The 21,580-nt window shown below is 68.6% G+C and carries 20 protein-coding genes and 1 tRNA gene; 13 read left to right on the top strand and 8 right to left on the bottom strand.

Features of this window, described 5'->3' with window-relative positions; all coding sequences use genetic code 11:
• The first annotated feature begins 167 nt into the window (after positions 1-167).
• The 5 genes from VGE03_RS03700 (at position 168) to VGE03_RS03680 (ending at position 3,861) form a co-directional block, all read left to right on the top strand.
• The gene (locus tag VGE03_RS03700; protein WP_331045123.1) at positions 168-1,436 is read left to right on the top strand and encodes a DNA recombination protein RmuC; all 1,269 of its coding nucleotides are present in this window, start codon (positions 168-170) and stop codon (positions 1,434-1,436) included.
• A 91-nt stretch (positions 1,437-1,527) separates the two neighbouring features.
• Complete coding sequence (locus VGE03_RS03695) at positions 1,528-1,971, top strand: hypothetical protein (RefSeq protein WP_331045122.1); 444 nt, start codon at positions 1,528-1,530, stop codon at positions 1,969-1,971.
• Positions 1,972-1,981: 10 nt separating this feature from the next.
• Positions 1,982-2,170: a helix-turn-helix transcriptional regulator gene (locus VGE03_RS03690; protein ID WP_141627858.1), complete on the top strand. Its 189-nt coding sequence runs from the start codon at positions 1,982-1,984 to the stop codon at positions 2,168-2,170.
• A 9-nt stretch (positions 2,171-2,179) separates the two neighbouring features.
• Positions 2,180-2,833, top strand: a complete 654-nt coding sequence (locus tag VGE03_RS03685; RefSeq protein WP_331045121.1) for a hypothetical protein — start codon at positions 2,180-2,182, stop codon at positions 2,831-2,833.
• A 56-nt stretch (positions 2,834-2,889) separates the two neighbouring features.
• The gene (locus VGE03_RS03680; protein ID WP_331045120.1) at positions 2,890-3,861 is read left to right on the top strand and encodes a TraB/GumN family protein; all 972 of its coding nucleotides are present in this window, start codon (positions 2,890-2,892) and stop codon (positions 3,859-3,861) included.
• A gap of 7 nt (positions 3,862-3,868) precedes the next feature.
• On the opposite strand, the gene VGE03_RS03675 is transcribed toward VGE03_RS03680, so the two are convergent.
• Together VGE03_RS03675 and VGE03_RS03670 are read right to left on the bottom strand one after the other, a co-directional pair.
• Positions 3,869-3,942, bottom strand: a tRNA-Gly gene (locus tag VGE03_RS03675).
• 78 nt (positions 3,943-4,020) lie between these two features.
• Positions 4,021-5,676: an amidohydrolase gene (locus VGE03_RS03670; protein ID WP_331045119.1), complete on the bottom strand. Its 1,656-nt coding sequence runs from the start codon at positions 5,674-5,676 to the stop codon at positions 4,021-4,023.
• A 155-nt stretch (positions 5,677-5,831) separates the two neighbouring features.
• Between VGE03_RS03670 and VGE03_RS03665 the strand changes: the two genes are divergently transcribed.
• Positions 5,832-6,119, top strand: coding sequence for a hypothetical protein (locus tag VGE03_RS03665; RefSeq protein WP_331045118.1), 288 nt, complete (start codon positions 5,832-5,834; stop codon positions 6,117-6,119).
• A 49-nt stretch (positions 6,120-6,168) separates the two neighbouring features.
• On the opposite strand, the gene VGE03_RS03660 is transcribed toward VGE03_RS03665, so the two are convergent.
• Positions 6,169-8,343 carry a 3-hydroxyacyl-CoA dehydrogenase NAD-binding domain-containing protein gene (locus VGE03_RS03660; RefSeq protein ID WP_331045117.1) on the bottom strand — a complete coding sequence of 725 codons (2,175 nt, stop codon included), beginning with the start codon at positions 8,341-8,343 and terminating at the stop codon, positions 6,169-6,171.
• 17 nt (positions 8,344-8,360) lie between these two features.
• Positions 8,361-9,566, bottom strand: a complete 1,206-nt coding sequence (locus VGE03_RS03655) for an acetyl-CoA C-acetyltransferase (RefSeq protein ID WP_331045116.1) — start codon at positions 9,564-9,566, stop codon at positions 8,361-8,363.
• A 676-nt stretch (positions 9,567-10,242) separates the two neighbouring features.
• Here VGE03_RS03655 and VGE03_RS03650 point away from each other — a divergent pair.
• Positions 10,243-10,821 carry a hemerythrin domain-containing protein gene (locus VGE03_RS03650; RefSeq protein ID WP_331045115.1) on the top strand — a complete coding sequence of 193 codons (579 nt, stop codon included), beginning with the start codon at positions 10,243-10,245 and terminating at the stop codon, positions 10,819-10,821.
• A gap of 2 nt (positions 10,822-10,823) precedes the next feature.
• Complete coding sequence (locus tag VGE03_RS03645) at positions 10,824-11,408, top strand: CAP domain-containing protein (protein WP_331045114.1); 585 nt, start codon at positions 10,824-10,826, stop codon at positions 11,406-11,408.
• A gap of 160 nt (positions 11,409-11,568) precedes the next feature.
• Here the strand turns inward: VGE03_RS03645 and VGE03_RS03640 are convergent, their stop codons facing one another.
• On the bottom strand, positions 11,569-12,558 hold the full coding sequence (locus VGE03_RS03640) for a KpsF/GutQ family sugar-phosphate isomerase (RefSeq protein WP_331045113.1): 990 nt from the start codon (positions 12,556-12,558) through the stop codon (positions 11,569-11,571).
• A gap of 125 nt (positions 12,559-12,683) precedes the next feature.
• Between VGE03_RS03640 and otsB the strand changes: the two genes are divergently transcribed.
• From otsB to VGE03_RS03625, 3 genes are read left to right on the top strand one after another with little or no spacing between them, the layout of a single operon-like run.
• Positions 12,684-13,472: a trehalose-phosphatase gene (otsB, locus tag VGE03_RS03635; protein ID WP_331045112.1), complete on the top strand. Its 789-nt coding sequence runs from the start codon at positions 12,684-12,686 to the stop codon at positions 13,470-13,472.
• The gene (locus tag VGE03_RS03630) at positions 13,469-15,256 is read left to right on the top strand and encodes a glycoside hydrolase family 15 protein (RefSeq protein WP_331045111.1); all 1,788 of its coding nucleotides are present in this window, start codon (positions 13,469-13,471) and stop codon (positions 15,254-15,256) included. Before otsB ends, VGE03_RS03630 begins: the two co-directional genes overlap by 4 nt.
• 55 nt (positions 15,257-15,311) lie before the next feature.
• Positions 15,312-16,751 carry an alpha,alpha-trehalose-phosphate synthase (UDP-forming) gene (locus VGE03_RS03625; RefSeq protein ID WP_331045110.1) on the top strand — a complete coding sequence of 480 codons (1,440 nt, stop codon included), beginning with the start codon at positions 15,312-15,314 and terminating at the stop codon, positions 16,749-16,751.
• Positions 16,752-16,757: 6 nt separating this feature from the next.
• Here VGE03_RS03625 and VGE03_RS03620 read toward each other — a convergent pair whose 3' ends face one another.
• The gene (locus tag VGE03_RS03620; RefSeq protein ID WP_331045109.1) at positions 16,758-17,372 is read right to left on the bottom strand and encodes a glutathione S-transferase family protein; all 615 of its coding nucleotides are present in this window, start codon (positions 17,370-17,372) and stop codon (positions 16,758-16,760) included.
• A gap of 240 nt (positions 17,373-17,612) precedes the next feature.
• Between VGE03_RS03620 and VGE03_RS03615 the strand changes: the two genes are divergently transcribed.
• Entirely contained in the window at positions 17,613-18,350 is a 738-nt protein-coding gene (locus VGE03_RS03615; protein WP_331045108.1) for a YafY family protein, read from the top strand.
• Between the two features lie 159 nt (positions 18,351-18,509).
• Here the strand turns inward: VGE03_RS03615 and VGE03_RS03610 are convergent, their stop codons facing one another.
• Positions 18,510-19,715, bottom strand: coding sequence for an acetyl-CoA C-acyltransferase (locus VGE03_RS03610; protein ID WP_331045107.1), 1,206 nt, complete (start codon positions 19,713-19,715; stop codon positions 18,510-18,512).
• A 281-nt stretch (positions 19,716-19,996) separates the two neighbouring features.
• On the bottom strand, positions 19,997-20,902 hold the full coding sequence (locus tag VGE03_RS03605) for an SDR family NAD(P)-dependent oxidoreductase (RefSeq protein ID WP_331045106.1): 906 nt from the start codon (positions 20,900-20,902) through the stop codon (positions 19,997-19,999).
• Positions 20,903-21,097: 195 nt separating this feature from the next.
• On the opposite strand from VGE03_RS03605, the gene VGE03_RS03600 reads away from it, so the two are divergent.
• Positions 21,098-21,580 (top strand): outer membrane beta-barrel protein (locus VGE03_RS03600; RefSeq protein WP_331045105.1); only part of this gene is annotated, 483 nt, incomplete at its 3' end.

The following is a 21,580-nucleotide window of genomic DNA, read 5'->3' as shown; positions in this document are numbered from 1 at the left end:
GATGGTGTCATGACCCAGTCCGCAGCCCTCCGCGCCGCATGCCGGCCCGGTAGACGACATAGACGATCTGGACGGTATAGACGGTGTATTTCGACCGTCTTCGTCTTCCCGGCCGTCTGTCCTCGCCGTCGTGGCGCGATCCGCCGACTCCCGGTAAGGAACGGAGCATGAACGCTTCTATCGTCGCCGCTCTCGCCGCCGCCGTCGTCGCCCTGATCGCCCTGGCCTGGGCCTTGATGGAGCGCCGCCGCGCCGCCGCCGCCGACGCCCGGGCGTGGGACCTCTCCCAGCGCTTCGCCGCCACCGAAGCCCGGCTGCATCTGGCCGAGGATCAGGCCGCGACCCAGACCGAGCTCCTGCGCGCCCAGGCCGCCCAGTCGGCCCAGACCGCCGCCGAGGAGATGCTGAAGCGCACCGACGAGACCTTCCGCAATCGCGAGCTCCTGGCCCAGCAGCGGATGGACGCCCAGCTCAAGCCCGTGGCCGAGACCCTGGCCAAATTCCAGGAGCATGTGGCCGCCCTGGAGAAGACCCGCGCCGAGGAGACCGGCGGGCTCAAGGAGCAGCTGGCTCAGCTGATGACCGCCTCGACCGCCACCCGCGACGAGGCGCGCAAGCTGACCGAGGCCCTGCGCGGCAACACCGGCCGTCGCGGCCGCTGGGGCGAGCAGACCTGCCGCAATGTGCTCGAGGCCGCCGGCATGGCGGGCCGCTTCGACTTCGAGGAGCAGAACTCCTCCGCCAATGACGAGGGCCGCCAGCAGCGCCCCGACTTCATCGTCCGCCTGCCCGGCGGAGGGATGTTCGTCATCGACGCCAAGGTGCCGCTGGCCTTCGACGACAGCGCCGATCAGGGTGACGAGGACACCCGCGCCCACGCCCGCTCGGTGCGCATCGCGGCCAGCCTGAAGACCCACATGCGCCAGTTGGCCTCCAAGGCCTATCAGGACCAGTTCAAGCCCAGCCCGGACTTCGTCGCCCTGTTCGTGCCGGGCGACGCCTTCCTCGCCGCCGCGCTGGACCACGAGCCGAACCTGCTGACCGACGCCATGGCCTCGCGCGTGGTCATCGTCACCCCGACCACCCTGTTCGCCCTGTGCAAGGCCGTCGCCTACGGCTGGCGCGCCGAGGAGCAGGCGAAGAACGCCGAGGACGTCGCGAAGCTGGGCAAGGAACTCTACAAGCGCCTGTCCGTCATGGGCGGACACGCCGCCTCGGTCGGCAAGGCGCTGGAGGCGGCGGTCGGCCGCTACAACCAGTTTGTCGGCTCGCTGGAGACCCAGGTCATGGTGGCCGCCAAGCGCTTCGAGGACCTGCAGGTCGATCACGAGGGCAAGGACCTGCCCGAGCTCCCCGCCGTTGAACAGTCGCCGCGCACCCTGGCCCGTCCCGAACTGGTCGAGAGCGCCCGCCTCAGCCTGCCCAGCGAGACCTGAAGACAAGTCTTGGCGTCTAATTGACAAGCGCGCTTGACAGTATCTGCGCGTTCTGTAAAACACCCTTGTCAAACAGACGTGGGAGCTTGTCATGGCGTCGTCCGCCAAACCGAAACGCCCGATCGCGGGGCCGAAGGCCTTCCTGCTGATCATGCTGCTGTCCGGCTTCGCCGGCGGACTGGCGGGCGTGGGCGGGGTCATCGCCGGCGACCTGCCGGGTCTGACGGGGCTTCTGGTCAACCTGCTGATCAACGGCGTGGCCATGGCCGTCGCCATGGTGCTGTGCGTCTGGTGGTGGCGTCGGATCGATGAGGCCGCGCGCGAGGCGCACAAATGGGCGTGGTGGTGGGGCGGCTGCTCCGGCATGGCCGTCGGCGGCGCATTGCTGCTGACCCTGATCCTGCGCGAGGATGACGCCCTTCTGTCGGGCATGACCGGATCCCAGTTCCTGGCCCTGGGCATGACCCTGGCGCTGGGCTTCCTGATCGTCGGCTATTCGATCGCCTGGCTCGTCTGGTGGGCGCAACGTCGGTGAGGACCCCGTCATGAACAACCGTCTCAAGGTCCTGCGCGCCGAGCGCAACTGGAGCCAGGCCGACCTCGCCGAGGCCCTCGGCGTCTCGCGCCAGACCGTCAACGCGCTGGAGACGGGCCGCTACGACCCGTCCCTGCCGCTGGCCTTCAAGATCGCCCGGGTCTTCGAACAACCCATCGAATCCATCTTCTCGGAATAGGAGACAGCCATGTCCCGCCTCTTCCCTGCCGCCATGCCTGACTGGGGCCGCAACCTGCTGCGCATGCTGGCCATCGGCTTCGTCTGCGGCGTCGCCGGCTACGGCGTTGGCCAGTTGCTGGCCGGGGTCTTCCCCGGGATCGATCCCGACCTCTCCGGCCTGCGCTGGGCCGACGTCGTCGCCGGCCTGCTGGCGGCGGTCATGCTGATCGCCTGTGTCGCCACCTGGCTGCGCACCTTCAGCCGCGCCGGTCTGGGCAAGACCCTCAAGCTGGAAGGTCCCGCCGGGGATGACGAGGTGCGCGACGCCCGCACCCAGGCCGGGGTCATCGGGCTGTCGGCGGTCATCCTGCCGCTGCCGATGATCTTCTCGGCCCTCGCCGTCGCCCCGTGGCTGGGTCTGGCCGTCGTCGCCGTCCTGCTGGTGCTGCACACCCTTCTGAACCTGCGCCTCTACCGCTCGGTCGACGAGCTGTTCCGCCGCACGGTGGTCGAGGCCGGGGCCGTGACCTTCTGGCTGGGGCAGGGCCTGCTCTTCCTCTGGGCCGCCGCCGAGCGTCTCGCCGCCGCCCCGCCGATCACCGCCTGGGACGTCTATGTCGTCCTGATGGGGACCTATCTGGTGGTGTCGACGGTCGTGACCATGCGTCGCGGCCTGGCCTGATCCCTTCGCCTCAAATCGCCTCTAACCTTCATCCGATCTTCCGGGAGTTTCCGCCGATGACGCTCGCCTCGCGCCTGAAATCCACCGCCGCCTCGACCGGCCGCGCCGTCCTCGGCGTCGCCCTGGGGCTCGGCCTCGCCGCCGCCGTCGCCTTCCAGCCGGTCCAGGCCTTCGCCCAGACCGCCGCGCCGGCCGCCGTCGCCGCCACGCCCCGCGCCGAAGGCTTCGGCCCCGGCCTCTGGGTCATCCGTGACGCCGATTCGACCATCTACCTGTTCGGCACCATCCACGTGCTGCGCCCGACCACCGGCTGGGCCACCGACCGCGTCGACGCCGCCTTCGACAGCGCCGACCAGATCTGGTTCGAGGTCTCCAATCCGGATGACCAGGCGGCGATGATGCCGATCGTCCAGCGCCTCGGCCTGGCGCCCCAGACCCCGCTGTCCAGCCTGCTGACGCCGGAAGAGAACGCCGACCTCCAGGCCGCCGCGGCCTCGGTCGGCATCCCGGCCGCCCAGATGGACATCTTCCGTCCGTGGCTGGCGGGCCTCACCCTGTCGGTCGCCCCGCTGGTCAAGGCCGGCTACGATCCGCAGTCGGGCGTCGAGATGATCCTCAAGGCGCGGGCCCTCGCGGCCGGCAAGCCGATCCACGGCTTCGAGACCCTTGAAGGCCAGGTCGGCCTGATCGCGGGCCTGCCGGACGAGGCCCAGCTGGACTTCCTGCGCAGCACGCTGAAGACCTTCGATAACGCCGGCGTCGAGCTGGACGGGCTGGTCGGCGCCTGGGCCGCGGGTGACGTCGCCGCCATCGACCGCCTCGCCGTGCGCGAGATGAAGGCCCAGAACGTCGTCGTCTACGACACCCTGCTGACCAACCGGAACCTCAACTGGGCCGGCCAGATCCAGACCCTGCTGGAAGGCTCGGGCACGGCCTTCATCGCCGTCGGCGCCGCGCACCTCGCCGGGGATGACAGTGTCCAGGCGATCCTCGAACGCCGCGGCGTCAGCGCCACGCGGGTTCAGTAGGAGAGGCTGGAGCGGGCAGCGGGAATCGAACCCGCACGAAAAGCTTGGGAAGCTTTCAGGCTACCACTACATCATGCCCGCGGAGCCGCAGGCAGCCTTAGGGCCAACGGCTTCGGACCTCAAGACGGGACCGCTCGAAAGGGCGGTCCCGTTTTCGTTTCAGTCGGCTCGATACACCACGACCCCGTCGACGACCGTCAGGGTCGCATGGCCCAGCGGGATGTCGGCGAAGGGCGCGGTCATCAGGTCGACGCTGAAGGCCGTCAGGTCGGCCCGCTTGCCGACCTCGATGGTGCCCAGCTCGTCCTCCCGGAAGCTGGCGTAAGCCGGCCACAGGGTGAACATCTTGAGCGCCGTCGCCCGGTCCACCGCCTCGTTCGGCCGCCAGTCCGGGCCCTGGAAGCCCGACAGGTCGCGGCGCGCCACGGCGGCGTAGAACTCGATCAGCGGCGCGCCGCGCTCGACCGGCGCATCCGAGCCGCCGACCACGATCACGCCGAGGTCCGACAGGCTGTGCCAGGCGTAGGCGCCGTCCAGCCGGGCGTCGCCCAGCCGCGCGGGGGCGAAATGCAGGTCGCCGATGGCGTGGCTGGGCTGCATCGAGGCGATGATCGGCAGTTCGCGGAACCGGTGATAGTCCTGCGGCCGGACGATCTGCGCATGCTCGATCCGCCAGCGCACATTGACGCCGTTCGGACGCTCTGAAGCCGGCACGGCCTCCAGCGCCTCGGCGTACCATTCCGCCACCGAGGCGTTGCCCCGGTCGCCGATGGCGTGGGTGGCGATCTGGATGCCGCCCCGCAGGGCCGATTCGTACAGCGGGACGATCTCGGTCTCGCTGATCTGCATCAGGCCGGTGGTGTCCGGCCGGTCGGCATAGGGGGCGAACAGGGCCGCGCCGCGCGAGCCCAAGGCCCCGTCCGCATAGTATTTGATCGCCCGGGTGATCACCCGGCCGTCCGCCACGTTGCGCGGGCCGCCGGCGATCAGCTCGGCCGCCCCGTCCGGGGTGACGCTGTTGTAGACCCGCAGCGGCGCCTCGCCCGCCTCGGCCATCTGCTCCAGCAGGGGGATGTCCCGCCAGGGCGCGCTCATGAAGTGGACGCCGGTCCAGCCATAGGCCGCCTCGACCCGGAAGCCGGCGCGATAGGCCTCGCGCGTGGCGGCGGGGTCGGCCTGCGGGGCGAGGCCCGCCACCAGCTGTTCCGCGGCGTCGACCAGCAGGCCGGTCGGACGGCCGTCCGGTCCCTTGAGGATCTCCCCGCCGGCCGGGGCTCGGGTCGCGCCGTCGATCCCGGCGGCGGTCAGGGCGGCGGAGGAGGCGACGACCGCATGGCCGTCGGCGCGGCTCAGCAGCACCACCCGGCCCGGCGCGGCGGCGTCCAGATCGGCGGCGGTCAGGAAGCGGCCTTCCGGCCAGTGGGTCTCGATCCAGCCGCGCCCGATGATCGGCCCCTCCGGATGCGCCCGCGCCCAGTCCGCCAACTTGTTCATTGCGTCGGCGACGGAGGTCGAGCCCTCGAGGTTCAGCGTCAGTTCGCGCCAGCCGATCCCGTCCAGATGGGCGTGGCCGTCGGTGAAGCCGGGAAACAGGGCCGCGCCGTTCAGGTCGACCGGCGTCAGGCCCGCTGCGTCCGGCGCGTTCGCGGCGGCGCCGACATAGCTGATCCGCCCATTGCGGACCTGCACCACCTCGGCGGTCGGGGCGGTCTGCACCCCGGTGTAGATCGGTCCGCCCCGGATCACGAGGTCCTGCGCCTGTGCGCTGAAGGCTGTCCCCGCGAGCAGGAGGGCGAGGGCGGTGGCGCGGATCATGGGCGACTCTCCCGAAATTTGGTTGCTTCTGCGCGCAGACCTGGGGGACGCCAAGAAAACTGTAAAGTTAACGATGTTCACGTATCGCGGGTACTTGAACGGTGGTCTCGAGCCGCCATCTCCCAAGCGCCACTGTGGCAAACCAAGGAGAATGTATGAGCGATATCAAGACGGCGCGTGACGAACTGAACGAGATTGCAGACGATCTCGAGGTCGCTGGAAACGACGAGGCTGCCCGAGAAATCCGGGACGTCGTTAACAATCGGATGTACCGGCGTTCCCCCGCGCGAAGGGCCCCGATCAAGTCTCAGCCGATCACCGAACGAATGAAGCAGCGGATCATTGATCTTGCTGAGACCACGAATCTGCACTCGGCCGAGATTGCAGTTCAACTGGATATCAACCCGGGACGCGTCTCAGAGGTGCTCCAAGGGGACCGATGATCGGTCAAATCAGTGGGCGGCGGGCAGATCAGCCCGCCGCCCAACTGCTTTAGGCAACCGCCTTCTTGCCTTCGAAGTTTCCGTAGAAGGTCCGGCCTTCTGCGGCCATGTCGCGCAGGAACTGCGGGACCTTGAACCGGTCGCCGTAGCGTTCGGCGTACTCGTCCGCCTTGGCCACGAAGGCCTTCAGGCCGGTCTGGTCGATGAAGGTGATCGGGCCGCCGGTCCAGGGCGCGAAGCCCCAGGCCAGGATGGCGCCGACGTCGGCTTCGCGCGGGTCGCTGATCACGCCCTCGTCCCAGCACTTGGCCACTTCGACGGCCTGACGGTACAGCAGGCGTTCCTTCTGGTCGGCGACCAGTTCCGGGGTCGAGTCGTTGATCGTCACCGGAGCCAGCTCCGACAGGCCGGCCCACAGCTTCTTCGGCTTGCTGTCGTAGTCGTAGAAGCCCTTGCCGTTCTTGCGGCCGTAGCGGCCCAGGTCCTCGACCATCTTGCGGACAATCTCGGCGCCTTGCAGCGGCACGTACTTGTCGCCCAGGTCGATGGCGGTCTGCTTGGCGACCTTGACCGACAGGTCCAGCGCGACGTCGTCGTGCATTTCCAGCGGGCCGCGCGGCATGCCGGTCATGCGGCCGATGTTGTCGATCAGGGCCGGGGCGTAGCCTTCCTCCAGCATCGCCAGACCTTCGGCGACGTAGGTGGCGAAGCAGCGCGAGGTGTAGAAGCCGCGGCCGTCGTTGACGACGATCGGGGTCTTCTTGATCTTGAGGATGTAGTCCAGCGACTTGGCGATGGCCGCCTCGCCGGTCTTCTCACCCAGGATCACCTCGACCAGCATCATCTTGTCGACGGGCGAGAAGAAGTGGATGCCGATGAAGTCCTCGGGACGAACCGAAGCCTCGGCCAGACCGGTGATCGGCAGGGTCGAGGTGTTCGAACCGAAGATCGCGCCCGGCTCCAGTTGCGCCTCGGCGCGCTTGGTGACCTCGGCCTTGATCTCGCGGTTCTCGAACACGGCCTCGATGACCAGGTCCGAGCCCTTGATCAGGTCGTAGTCGGTGGTCGCGGTGACCGAACCCAGCAGGGCGTCGAACTTCTCCTGGGTGATCGCGCCGCGCGACAGGCGCTTCTTCAGCAGCTCCTCGACGTGGGCCTTGCCCTTGTCGGCGGCTTCCTGCGTCTGGTCGATCAGGATGGTCTCGATGCCGGCCAGGGCCTGCACATAGGCGATGCCCGCGCCCATCATGCCGGCGCCCAGGACGGTGACCTTCTTCGGGTCCGACTTCGGCACGCCAGCCGGGCGCACCGCGCCCTTGTCGAGTTCCTGCTTGGACAGGAACAGCGAGCGGATCATGGCCTGCGCCTGCGGCGTCATCAGAGTCTTGATGAAGTAGCGGGTCTCGATGCGCAGGGCCGCGTCCATCGGAACCTGAACGCCCTCATAGACGGCCTTCATCAGGTTCAGCACGGCCGGATAGTTGCCGTAGGACTGCTTGCGCAGCATGGCGTTGCCGACGATGAAGGTCTGCACGCCCGCCGGGTGGTAGGGGCCGCCGCCGGGCAGTTTGAACGACTTGTCGTCCCACGGCTGGGCCGCCTTGCCGCCGCCCTTGATCCAGGCCTTGGCGGCGTCGACTTCCGTGCCCTTGGCCACGACCTCATGGACGACGCCGGCGCCCTTGGCGTCGTTCGGACGCCACGGCTTGCCTTCGCTCATCGCCATCAGGGCGTTCTGCACGCCGATCAGGCGGGTCAGGCGCTGGGTGCCGCCGCCGCCGGGGAACAGGCCGACCTTGATCTCGGGCAGACCCAGCTGGATCTTCGAGTCATCGGCCACCACGCGGTAGTGGCAGGCCAGCGTCAGCTCGAGGCCGCCGCCGAGGGCCAGGCCGTTGATGGCCGCGGCCACCGGCTTGCCGCAGGTTTCCAGCGCGCGCAGGGCGCCGTTCATCTTCCAGCCCGCGTCGAACGCGTCCTGCAGGCTGGTCCCGCCGATCATGCCGCCGGCGATGTCGCCCAGGTCGGCGCCGGCGCAGAAGCCGCTCGCCTTGCCCGAGGTCAGGACCGCGCCCTTGATGGCGTCGTCGGTCTTGATGCGTTCGACCCACTGCGGAATCTCGTTCATCACCGAACCGGTCAGGGTGTTCATCGACCGTCCCGGGACGTCGAAGGTGATCAGGGCGATGCCGTCGGCGTCGACGTCGATCTTGAAGTTTTCCATGGTCATAGTCCTTCGGATCAGACGCGTTCGATGACGGTGGCGGTGCCCATGCCGCCGCCGATGCACAGGGTGATCAGGGCGGTTTCCTTGTTCGAGCGCTCCAGCTCGTCCAGGGCGATGCCGGTGATCATGGCGCCGGTGGCGCCGAGCGGGTGGCCCATCGAGATGCCGCCGCCGTTCACATTGATCTTGTCGTGCGGGATGTTCAGCGCCTGCATGTAGCGCAGGACCACGGCGGCGAAGGCTTCGTTCAGCTCCCACACGTCGATGTCGGCGGTGGTCATGCCCAGCTTGCCGAGCAGCTTCTGCGTCACGAACTCCGGACCGGTCAGCATGATCGACGGCTCCGAGCCGATCGAGGCGGCGCCCTTGATGCGGGCGCGCGGCTTCAGGCCCAGGGCCTTGCCGGCTTCCAGCGAGCCGATCAGCACGCCGGCCGAACCGTCCACGATGCCCGACGAGTTGCCGGGGGTGTGCACGTGGTTCACGCGCTCGACCTCGGGGTAGCGCTGGTTGATCACGGCGTCGAAGGCGAACTCGCCCATCTGGGCGAAGGACGGGTTCAGCGCGCCCATGGTCTGCATGTCGGCGTTCGGGCGGATGGTCTCGTCACGGTCCAGACGCACCAGACCCAGCTGGTCCTTCACCGGGATCACCGACTTGGCGAAGCGGCCCTCGGCCCAGCTCTTGGCGGCGCGCTTGTGGCTTTCGACCGAATAGGCGTCCACGTCGTCGCGGCTGAAGCCGTACTTCGAGGCGATCATGTCGGCCGAGACGCCCTGCGGCACGAAATAGGTCGGGAAGGCCGAGGTCGGGTCGATCGGCCAGGCGCCGCCGTCCGAGCCCATCGGCACGCGGCTCATGGCCTCGATGCCGCCGCCGACGGCGAAGTCGGCTTCACCGGCCTTCACCTTCGCGGCCGCCATGTTCACGGCTTCGAGGCCCGAGGCGCAGAAGCGGTTGATCTGCACGCCCGCGGTCGTCTGGGCCCAGCCGGCGCTCAGCACGGCGGTGCGGGCGATGTCCGAGCCCTGCTCGCCGACCGGCGAGACGCAGCCCAGGATCACGTCGTCCACCTTGGAGGTGTCCAGATCGTTGCGGTCCCGCAGGGCTTCCAGCACCTGGGTCGCCAGCGACAGGGCGGTGATCTCGTGCAGCGAGCCGTCCTTCTTGCCCTTGCCGCGCGGGGTGCGCACGGCGTCGTAGATATAGGCGTCGGCCATGGAGGGTCTCTTTCTTGGTTTCCCCTACCGCTCGCGACGCGGTCGCTCGCTGCTTGAGGGGAGGGTGCGGAATTGAAACTCGGACGCCAGAAAGCGTACGTTTACGTCAACGTCAAGTATGGACGTGGTCACGTCTGCGAAAGGGGTGGATGACCCTGTCGGCGAAAAATCGCGAAACCCTGCCATGTCGAGACTCCGTGCCGTTCTGAAAGGGCAGGATAGCGGGGGGATGCGTCAGGATTGGTCGGGTGCCTGGCGGGGGGGGGGGCGCTTGTCATCCCGGCCGGAGCGAAGCGGAGAGCCGGGACGGCGCCGCGCTTCCGGTAATCCACGCCCGGACAGCCCGCCAGGGCTGAGCCGGGCGCCAGCCGGACAAGGGCCGCCCTTCTCCCGGGTGAGCGCTGCGCGCATTCCGGGAGGGGTGAGAGGGGATGCGGTCCCGTCCCGGATAGCGCCTTGCGGCGCTTCCGGGATGACAAGGGCTGCGGCTTACGCCGCCGTGCGCTCAAGCCCTCTCCCATCGGGAGAGGGACCAATGTGTCGGGAAGACAGACCCCGGCGCCACGACTTGGCAGGGTTGGAAGGTGTCGGGAGTGGCGGATCGATCCGCGAACCAGTCTCAGTGGAACGACGTGCCGCCACGCGCCTTTCTGATGCCGAACGAAGGAGACGCACCATGGCGCAGAGCTACGACGAGATGGACGCCATCGCCCTGCTGAAGGCCGATCACCGGCTGATCGAGGACCTGTTCGACCAGTTCGAGAAGGCGAAGGGCAAGGCCGAGCAGAAGCGGCTGGCCGAACGGCTGGTGCTGGAGCTGGAGGTGCACACCATCCTGGAGGAGGAAATCCTCTACCCGGCGTGCCGCGGCGAAATCCCCGACAGCAAGCTGGACGAGGGCTATGTCGAGCACGACGCCACCAAGGTGCTGATGAACGACATCAAGGCGGGCGGGCCCGAGGAGCATTTCTACGCCACCAAGGTGCATGTCCTGTCCGAGATTCTGGAGCACCATTTCGAGGAGGAAGAGGCCCCGTCCAAGGGCATCTTCACCCTGGCGCGGAAGGCGGGCGTGGACCTGAAGGATCTGGGCGACCAGATGCGGGCGCGGCGCGAGACGGCGACGGCGGAGCTTAAGGCCCATCCGCAGCGCCCGTCCGAAACGCGGACCTTCCACGGCGACGATACCGACAGCGCCCTGGTCGATGCGCCCTTCGAGGCGCCGGATGCGCGCGAGGGCGTGGAGGCGCGCTGAGCTTGCCGAAGACCCTGACCCTGATCGTCGCCCTGTCGGCCCTGTCCGCAGGGGCGGCCTGCGCCGCGCCCGATCCCGTGCACATCCGGCAGGCCGATCCGCGCGCGCGGACGATCCAACCGGTGGCCCCGCCGCGTGACGGTCGGCCCTCCAATGAGGTCGAGACGCGGGTGCTGCGCGCCCACAACGCGGAGCGGGCGCGGGTCGGGTCGGCGCCGCTGATCTGGGACGAGGGGCTGGAGCGCGAGGCGCGGGCCTGGGCAGAGCATCTGCTGGACACCAGCAGCTTTGCGCACGATCCGAGCCCGCACGGCCACGGCGAGAACCTGTGGACCGGCTGGGGCGGTCGCACCTGGACGCCCGAGGAAATGGTCGGGGAGTGGATCGCCGAGAAGGGGCAATACCGGCACGGGACCTTTCCGGCGGTCAGCCGGACCGGCGACTGGACCGTCGTGGGCCACTACACCCAGCTGATCTGGAGCCGTACGACGCATGTCGGCTGTGCGGTGGTCAGCCGGGGCGATCGCTCGGTGCTGGCCTGCCGTTATTCGCCGCCGGGCAATATCGACGGGATGAGGGCGTATTGAGGAAGTGGCCAGTGGCTAGTGGCTGGCCGGCAGCCAGCGACTGCACAGCCATCGCCGCCCTTCCGCCGCCGGCGAATCCGCGAACCTCACTAGCCACTAGCCACTAGCCACTAGCCACTAGCCACTAGCCACTAGCCACTAGCCACTAGCCACTAGCCACTCAGCCGACGTACCCCGCCTGCATCAGCTCGGCGATGTGCACGATGGCGACCGGGCGGTCGTCCTCGACGATCAGCAGGGTGGCGATCTTGTTCTGGGTCATCAGGTCGATGGCGTCGCTCATGCGGGCGGCGGGATCGATGACCTTGGGCTTCGGGCTCATGACGTCGGCGGCGGTCAGGCCCGACAGGTCGCCGCGCGCAAAGGCCCGGCGGACGTCGCCGTCGGTGACGATCCCCGCCAGGGTTCCGTCGGCGTTGATGACGGCGGCGGCGCCCTTGCGGCCTTCGGTGATGGCCGAGACCACTTCGGCGAAGGTGGCGGTCAGGGGCACGGTGGCGGGGGCGGGCGGTCGATCGCCCATCCAGTCACGCACGCTCTGCAGGCTCATGCCCAGCTTGCCGCCCGGATGGTGCAGGCCGAAGTCCTCGGCCGTGAAGCCCCGCCGCTCGGTCAGGACCATGGCCAGGGCGTCGCCCATCGCCAGCGTCATCAGGGTCGAGGTCGTCGGGGCCAGGCCGTCCGGATGGGCCTCCGGCGCGTTCGGCAGGGTCAGGCAGACCGCCGACGAGCGGCCGAGGAAGCTGTTGGGGCGCTGGGTGATGCCGATGACCGGAATACCCTCGCGCTGGCAGTAGATCAGCGGATCGCGCAGTTCGCGGCTTTCACCCGAGTTGGAGATGGCCAGCAGGGTGACGTCCTTGCGCAGCATGCCCAGGTCGCCGTGGCTCATTTCGGCCGGGTGGACGAAGAAGGCGTTGGTGCCGGTCGAGGCGAGGGTGGCGGCGATCTTGCCGCCGATATGGCCCGACTTGCCCATGCCGGTGACGACCAGATAGCCGGGCCGCGACAGGATGATCTCGACCGCCCGGGCGAGGCTGTCGTCGATGGCGGCTTCCAGCTGCTGCAGGGCCGAGATGTTCATCCCGATCACCTCGCGGGCGCGGGCGACCATGGCGGCGGAGTCGTCGGGCAGGGCGTTCTGGGTCATGGCGGGGAATTGGCGGATCGCGAGCGGTTTGCCAACACGCAAGCCGTCCGGACGTTTTGCTGCATCTGCGAAATAAAAAGCCAAGCTGACGGAAACCCTTCCGGCCCGGGGTCGTTAGGAACCGCATGGGGACGTCTGATCTGACTGTCGACGCCGGCCTTCCGGCGGTCGAAACCTTCCCGCGTTTGCCCGCGCCGCCGTCGCGGCTGGACCGCGTCGCTCTCTTTCTTGATCTAGACGGGGTGCTGGCCGAACTGGCCGACACGCCCGAGGCGGTCGCGCCCGAGCCGCGGCGGACCGCCGTGCTGACCGCCCTGGCCCCCAGGGTCGGCGGACGGGTGGCGATCATCAGTGGTCGGACCATCGCCGAGATCGACCGGATTTCCGACCGCAGCATGGCCTCGGCCTCCGGGGTGCACGGGCTGGAGCGCCGTCGCGCCGACGGGACCTTCCTGCGCGCCGAGGCGTCGGAGAGCGTCCGCAATGCGGTCGCGGCCTTCGAGGACTTCGCCCGCAGTCGCCCCGGCGTGATCGTCGAGGACAAGGCGGTCGCCGCCGGCCTGCACTATCGCGGCGCGCCCGAGGCGGCGCCTGACGCGGAAATCCTGACCCGCCGTCTGGCGGCCGAGACCGGGCTGATGCTTCAGCCGGGCAATATGGTGATCGAACTGAAGACGCCGGGGGCCAGCAAGGGCACGGCCCTGAAGGCCTTCATGCAGGAAGCGCCCTTCGCCGGCGGCGTGCCGGTCATGCTGGGCGACGACCTGACCGACGAGGACGGCTTCCGCGCCGCGACCGAGCTGGGCGGCTTCGGGGTGCTGGTCGGTCCCCCGCGCGAGACGGCGGCGCGCTACGGCCTGCCGGGAGTCACCGCGGTCCTGGACTGGCTGGAGCAACTGGAGGCGAAGGCTTGACCCGACCTGATCTCGATCTCGCCCCCATCGGCAACTGCTCGATCAGCGCCCTGATCGACCGGCGCGGCCGGTACGTCTGGGCCTGCGCGCCGCGCGTCGACGGAGACCCGGTCTTCTCGGCCCTGATGGACGGCGACGACCCCGGCCACGGCTTCTGGGACATCGAACTGGAAGGGCTGAAGCACATCAGCCAGGCCTATGTCCGCAACACCCCCGTCCTGCGCACAGTGCTGACGGCCGAGGACGGCGCGGCGGTCGAGATCATCGACTTCTGCCCCCGTCATCCCAAGCACAGCCGCACCTATCGCCCGTTGGCCTATGGCCGGATCGTGCGCCCGCTGGAGGGCTCGCCCCGCATCCGCGTGCGCCTGCGCCCCTCCGCCGACTGGGGCGCGCGGGCGGCGGAGCGGACCAGCGGTTCCAACCACATCCGCTATCTGTGCACGGACGTCGTGCTGCGGCTCACGACCGACTGCCCGGTCTCGCACATTCTCAACGAGCGCACCTTCCGGCTGGAGAAGGCCCACGCCTTCTTCCTCGGGCCCGACGAGGGCTACGATCAGGACGTCGGCCCTGGCGTGTCCTCGGCGCTGGATCGCACCGTGGCCTACTGGCAGGACTGGGTGCGCAAGCTCTACCTGCCGCTGGATTATCAGGAGGCGGTGATCCGCGCGGCGATCACGCTCAAGCTCTGCGCCTATGAGGAGACGGGCGCCATCGTCGCCGCCCTGACCACCTCTGTGCCCGAGTTCCCCGAGAGCGGGCGGAACTGGGACTATCGCTACTGCTGGATCCGCGACGCCTACTACGTCGTGCGGGCCCTGAACCGGCTGGGCGCCGTCGACATCCTCGAGAACTACCTCGGCTACCTGCGCAATCTGGTCGACGCCTCGGGCGGCGGTCATGTGCAGCCGGTCTACGGCGTCGGTCTGGAAGAGGATATCGACGAACGGATCACCGAGACCGTCGCCGGCTATCGCGGCATGAAGCCGGTGCGGGTCGGCAATCAGGCGCGGGAGCATCTGCAGCACGACGTGTACGGACAGATCGTCCTGCCGCTGGTGCAGGCCTTCTACGACCAGCGCCTGCTGCGTCCCGGGACCATCGACGACTTCCATGCGCTGGAGAAGGTCGGCGAGCGCGCCTTCGCCATGCACGATCAGGTCGACGCCGGGCTGTGGGAGTTCCGCACCATCGCCCGGGTGCACACCTATTCCTCGGTCATGTGCTGGGCCGCCTGCGACCGTCTGGCCAAGGCGGCGGACCATCTGCATCTGTACGACCGGGCCGAGGTCTGGCGCGCGCGGGCCGATCAAATCCGGACCCGGATCGAGACCGAGGCCTATCTGCCCGACGAAGGCCGGTTCGCCGCCAGCTTCGGCAATCGCGAGCTGGACGCCAGCCTGCTGCAGTTGACCGACCTGGGCTTCCTCGACGCCCGCGATCCACGTCAGGTCGCCACCTTCGACGCCATCGAGCGGGACCTGAAGAAAGGCCCCTACCTGTTCCGCTATGTGGAGCCGGACGACTTCGGCGAGCCGGAGACGGCGTTCAACTTCTGCACCTTCTGGTTCATCGAGGCCCTGCACCAGAACGGCCGTGACGAGGAAGCGCGGGAAATCTTCGAACAGATGCTGAGCCGGCGAACGCACGCCGGCCTGCTCAGCGAGGACATCTCGCTGGGCGACGACGAGCTGTGGGGCAACTACCCGCAGACCTATTCGCTGGTCGGCATCATCAACTGCGCCGTGCTGCTCAGCCGGTCGTGGACGGATGTGCGTTAAGGGGGATCACGACAATGCGTTGCCACCAAACCGCGAGCGGCGCGGTTAAGCGGCCATGAGCCGCCTCATCGTCGTTTCCAACCGGGTCTCGGCCCCGAAAGACCCCGCCTCGGGCTCGGCGGGCGGTCTGGCCATGGCCCTGTCCGCCGCCCTGCGGAAGTATGACGGCCTGTGGTTTGGCTGGTCGGGCGAGACGGTCGAGAAATTCACCGGCGAGCTGAAGATCGAGGACCGCGCGGGCGTCACCGTGGGTCTGGTCGACCTCGAGGCGCAGGACGTCGAGGAGTACTACAACGGCTACGCCAACAAGACCCTGTGGCCGCTGTTCCACCACCGCACCGATCTGGCCGCCTATGAGCGGTCCTACGGCGAGGGCTATGAGCGGACCAACGCGCGCTTCGCGGATGTTCTGGCCCCGCTGATCCAGCCGGACGACATCATCTGGATCCACGACTACCACATGCTGCCGATGGCCCGGGACCTTCGTCGGCGGGGGATCACCAACCGGATCGGTTTCTTCCTGCACACCCCCTGGCCCGCCCGCCAGCTTCTGGTGACCCTGCCGCACCACCGGCGGCTGGTGGAGTCGATGTTCGACTACGACCTGATCGGCTTCCATACGCAGGAATGGATGGAGCTGTTCCAGCGCTACGTCGAGGTCGAGGAGAAGGGGACCGTAACGCCGGACGGCCGGGTCCTGGCCTTTGATCGCGAGGTCCAGGTCGGGGTCTTCCCCATCGGCATCGACGTCGAGGAATTCCTGTCGGCCCGGAACTCCGTGCTCGGACAACGAACCTACGACCGGATGTCGGCCTCGGCCGCCTTCCGCTCGATGATGGTCGGCGTCGACAGGCTGGACTACTCCAAGGGGCTGGAGGAGCGGCTGTCCGGCTACGAACAGTTCCTGAAGGACAATCCCGACAAGCGGGGCGAGGTCTTCCTGCTGCAGGTCACGCCGATCAGCCGTGACGACGTCGACACCTACCAGGACATTCGCGCCCGGCTGGACGCCCTGGCGGGACGGATCAACGGCGAGTTCGCCGACATGGACTGGCAGCCGATCCGCTACCTCAACCGCACCTACCGGCGCGACCAGCTGGCGGGCATCTATCGCGCGGCGCGGGTCGGGCTGGTGACGCCCCTGCGGGACGGCATGAACCTGGTGGCCAAGGAGTATGTGGCGGCCCAGAACCCGGACGATCCGGGCGTTCTGGTCCTGTCCCGCTTCGCCGGCGCCGCCGAACAGATGGGCGAGGCCCTGCTGGTCAATCCGTTCAGCCGCGAGGAGCTGTCCGACGCCATCAAGCGGGCGCTGGAGATGCCGCTGATCGAGCGTCGCCGGAAGTGGGAGGCCCTGATGACCGTGGTGCGCGACACCGACGTCAGCATCTGGCGCGACGACTTCGTGGCGGCGCTGCAGGCGGTGGTCCGGCCCGGGAACGGCAACGGCAACGGCCACGAGGGCGACGACGAGGCCGCCGCCCACGCGGCCTGAGATTGATCAGGCGACCTCGGCGATCAGGGCCGGGGTCCCGTCCTTCGCCATCGCCGAGCGGTTGGCCGGGCGGGCGCTGACCCGCTCCAGCCAGCGGTCCAGCAGTTCGCTCTTCGGTCCGAACTCGCGCCCCCAGGCCATGGCCGAGCCGACCATGACGTCCACCGCCGTGAACCGGTGGCCCATCAGGTAAGGCCCGTGCTCCAGCGCGGTCAGGATGCGGGCGTTGGCCTGCTCGTAGCGTTTCTTGGCCAGCGGATCGGTCTCGGTCTGGCCGCTGATGCGGCTCCAGTAGGCCGGCTCCATCTCGCCCGCCGTCCACGCCAGCCAGGTCACATAGGCCGCCCGCTCGGGCGACCCGACCGGCGCGCCCAGATCGACCTCCGGGAAGAGATCGGTCAGATACAGGGCGATGGCGGCGGACTCGGTCACCAGCGCGCCGTCGTGCAGCAGGGCGGGGACCTTGCCGTCCGGGTGCAGGTTGTTGCGATCCGCGCGGCCGGCGCCGGTCAGGGCGCGGAAGATGTCGACATACTCGATGTCGTAGGCCGCGCCGATCTCCTCCATCAGCCAGACGATGCGGCCGGAACGCGATTGCGGGGCGTGAAACAGCGTCAGCATGATGAGTCTCCCGTTCTGGTGGGCTAACGCTCGCGACGCGGTCGCTCGCTGCTTGAGCCCGATCCGACAGCCCCTCGCCGTCGGTGGAGATTGATCTACTGCCACCCTGCTGCCAGCATGCTGTCAGCAGCAGGCGGTCATAGCTGCCCTCAAGCAGCGCGGCTCCGCGAGCCGGGCGATAGGGCAAGCAATCCGCCCTCAAGCAGCGAGGCTCCGTGAGCCGAGCGTTAGGGTCCAAAGATGAGACGCGCCGACCGCCTCTTCCAGATCATCCAGGTGCTGCGGCGGTCGTCCCGGCCGGTCACCGCGGACGCGATCGCGGCCGAGCTGGAGACGTCGAAGCGCTCGATCTATCGCGACATCGCCACCCTGATGGGCCAGCGGGTGCCGATCCGGGGCGAGGCGGGGCTGGGCTATGTGCTGGAGGGCGGCTTCGACATGCCGCCGCTGATGCTGACCTCGGACGAGATCGAGGCGGCGGTGCTGGGGGCGCAATGGGTGGCGTCGCGCGGCGATCCGGCCCTGTCCCGCGCCGCCCGCGACCTGATCGCCAAGATCGCCGCCACCGTGCCGGAACGGCTGCGCCCCGTCCTGCTGGAGCCCGCAGTCGCGGGACCGCCGGTCTGGGGCGACCAGCGCAAGGTCGACGCGCTGGATATGGCGCAGGTGCGCAGCTGGATTCATTCGGGCCGCAAGCTGCGGCTCCACTATGCGGACGAGCAGGGTCGCGAGACGGTGCGGGTCATCTGGCCCTGTCTGGTCGGCTATCGCGACACCACCCGCCTGCTGGTCGGCTGGTGCGAGACCCGGGACGACTTCCGCACCTTCCGCACGGATCGGGTGGTGTCCGCCGAGTTTCTCGAGGACCGCTATCCCGGCCGTCCCGCCGTCCTGCGCGGGCGCTGGCAGGCCAAGATGGACGCGGAAAAGGCCGCCTGGATCGCGGCAGGCAAGCCGGCGCCGGGCGCGGGAGCATAGTTCTTCCCCCTTGGGGGAGGGGGACCGCCGAAGGCGGTGGAGGGGCGGCGGACCGTTGCTCGGCCATAAAAACAGAAGAGGCCGCCGGCGTGTGCCGAACGACCCCTCCGTCACGGCGCTACGCGCCGCGCCACCTCCCCCGAGGGGGAGGAACTGTTCTCAGTAGATCTCGAACAGACCGGCCGCGCCCATGCCGCCGCCGATGCACATGGTGACCACGCCGTATTTGGCGCCGCGACGCTTGCCCTCGATCAGCAGGTGGCCGGTCATCCGGGCGCCCGACATGCCGTAGGGGTGGCCGATCGAGATGGCGCCGCCCGAGACGTTCAGACGGTCCATCGGAATGCCCAGGGTGTCGGCGCAGTAGAGCACCTGTACGGCGAAGGCCTCGTTCAGCTCCCAGATGCCGATGTCATCGACGGTCAGGCCGTGGCGCTTGAGCAGCTTGGGCACCGCATAGACCGGGCCGATGCCCATCTCGTCGGGCTCGCAGCCGGCGACGGCCATGCCGCGATAGGCGCCCAGCGGCTGCAGGCCGCGCTTCACCGCCTCGCCGGCTTCCATGATGACCGAGGCCGAGGCGCCGTCCGACAGCTGCGACGCGTTGCCGGCGGTGATGAACTCGCCCTGCTGGATTTCCTCGCCCGAGCCGAACACCGGCTTCAGCGACTTCAGGCCTTCCAGAGTCGTGTCGGCGCGGTTGCCCTCGTCCTTCGAGAGGGTGACCTCCTTCTTCGAGGTCTCGCCGGTGGCCTTGTCCACGACCAGCATGGTCGAGGTCATCGGCACGATCTCGTCGTCGAACTTGCCCGCGGCCTGGGCGGCGGCGGTGCGCTGCTGCGACTGCAGGGCGTACTCGTCCTGGCGGTCACGGCTGATGTTGTAGCGGCGGGCGACCACCTCGGCGGTCTCCAGCATCGACATGTACATGTGCGGCGAGAGCTTCAGCAGCGCCTCGTCCTTGCCGCGGTACAGGTTCATGTGCTGGTTCTGGACCAGAGAGATGCTCTCCAGACCGCCGCCGACGGCGACTTTCTGCAGGTCGAAGATGACCTGTTTGGCGGCGGTGGCGATGCCCATCAGGCCCGAGGCGCACTGACGGTCGATGCTCATTCCGGGGACCGACGAGGGCAGGCCGGCGGCCAGCGCCACCTGGCGGGCGACATTGGTGCCGGTCGAGCCCTGCTGCAGGGCCGCGCCCATGACCACGTCCTCGACCTCGGCCAGCTCGATCCCGGCGCGGGCGACGGCGTGCTTCACCGCATGGGCGCCCAGTTGCTGGGCTTGGGTGTCGTTGAAGGCCCCGCGATAGGCGCGGCCGATGGGGGTGCGGGCGGTGGAGACGATGACGGCTTCGCGGGACATCTGAAGATCTCTCTTTAGGGCGCTAACGCTCGGCTCGCGGAGCCTCGCTGCTTGAGCGCGGGTTTCCTTCTCTGGCCTGCCGGCTTCTGCGTCCGGTCGGGCGGTAGCCGAACTTAGGCCCCTGCCGTGGCGTCAACGCAATCCCGTCCGGAGCCGGACCCTCGCTGCGCCTCAGGCAGTGAGGGTCCGCGACCCGAACGACAGGCGTCGCGCCGGCCCCCTGGAACCTCCCTGCGCCTCAAGCAGTGAGATTCCAGGGGCCGAACGGTAGGCGCCTTTCTTCAAGCGTGCGCCTTCTGGGCCTTGGTCAGTTCGATCATGCCCTGGGCGGCGCCCATGTCCGGGATGATCTCGCCGGTGCGGTCCGAGATCTCGGCGAAGCGGGCCTCGATCTGTTCCGGGGCGTCCTCGCCGACGGCATGGATGCCCTGGGTGATGGTGACATAGGCGCGCTCGAAACCGCCGGCGCCGGCGGCCAGGATGCAGCGGCTCGGTGCGTTGTCACTGACCAGGTACAGCAGGCCCGGCGAGACCAGTTCCGGCCCCAGCGCCTCCAGCGGCAGGGCGGCGCCCAGATCCTCGGTCATGCGGGTGTGGGCGGTCGGGGCCAGGCAGTTCACGCGGATGTCGTTCTTGGCGCCCTCGATGGACAGGGTCTGCATGAAGCCGACAAGCGCCATCTTGGCCGCGCCGTAGTTCGACTGGCCGAAGTTGCCGTACAGGCCCGAGGACGAGGTGGTCATGACGATGCGGCCGTAGTTCTGGGCCCGCATGATCTCCCACACCGCCTTGGTGCAGTTCACTGCGCCCATGAGGTGCACGTCCATGACGAACTGGAAGTCGGCCAGCTCCATCTTGGCGAAGGTCTTGTCGCGCAGGACGCCCGCGTTGTTCACCAGGATGTCGATGCGGCCCCACTTGTCCATGGCGGCCTTCACCATGGCCTCGACGGCGGCGTAGTCGGTGACCGAGGCGGCGTTGGCGATGGCTTCACCGCCCAGGGCCTCGATTTCGGCGACCACGGCCTCGGCGGCCGTGGCCGAGGCGCCGGAGCCGTCGCGGGCGCCGCCCAGATCGTTGACGACCACCTTTGCGCCACGTTTGGCCAGCGCCAGGGCATGCTCACGGCCAAGGCCGCCACCGGCGCCCGTCACGATCGCCACGCGGCCGTCAAATCTCATGGTCATCTGAAACGTCTCCCTTTTCTTCGCACATTCCCTAGCAGGCGTATTCGCGGCTGAAACCCGTTCAATGTGTTGAAACGGCGCCACAGTCGCCGCATTCCCATCCAGATTGGGGAACCTCGGAAAGACATTGTGGTTAGGCCTCGGGAGCGCCCCGTGTAAGCGTGGGCATTCGGGCAACCTTGAATGAGGGATATGATGAAGGTGAAGCTTCTCGCCGGCGTCGCGATGGCGGGGCTGTTCGCAGCCGGCGCCGCGGCGGCCGAGCCGAATGGTTGGTACGGGGCGATCGACGCCGGTTACCACACCATCGACGACCTGGAACTGACGTCGCAGACGACGGGTCCGCAATGGGACTTCGAAGTCGATGACTCGTGGGCGGCCTTCGCCCGTCTCGGCTACCGGTTCAACGAGAACTGGCGCGTCGAGCTGGAAGGCGGCTACCGCGACGCCGGTGAACTGGGCGCCGTGGTCAACCCGAACGGCAACGTTCCGACCGGCGTCTGCAACGTCTCGCCTGCCGCGGGCGTCTGCAACAATCCGGCCGGCGAGATCTCGTCGACCGCCATCATGGCCAACGTGATCTATGACTTCGGCGACGAGTCGTGGGCCTTCCGTCCGTTCGTCGGCCTGGGCGCCGGCGTCAACATCGTCAACACCGAGTTCATCGGCACCCTCGGT

Origin of the sequence: Brevundimonas sp., from assembly GCF_036400995.1 — a bacterium.
Taxonomy (GTDB): Bacteria; Pseudomonadota; Alphaproteobacteria; order Caulobacterales; family Caulobacteraceae; genus Brevundimonas.
Note: the sequence above shows the minus strand (reverse complement) of the source record. Positions and strands in the feature narration are given on the sequence as shown.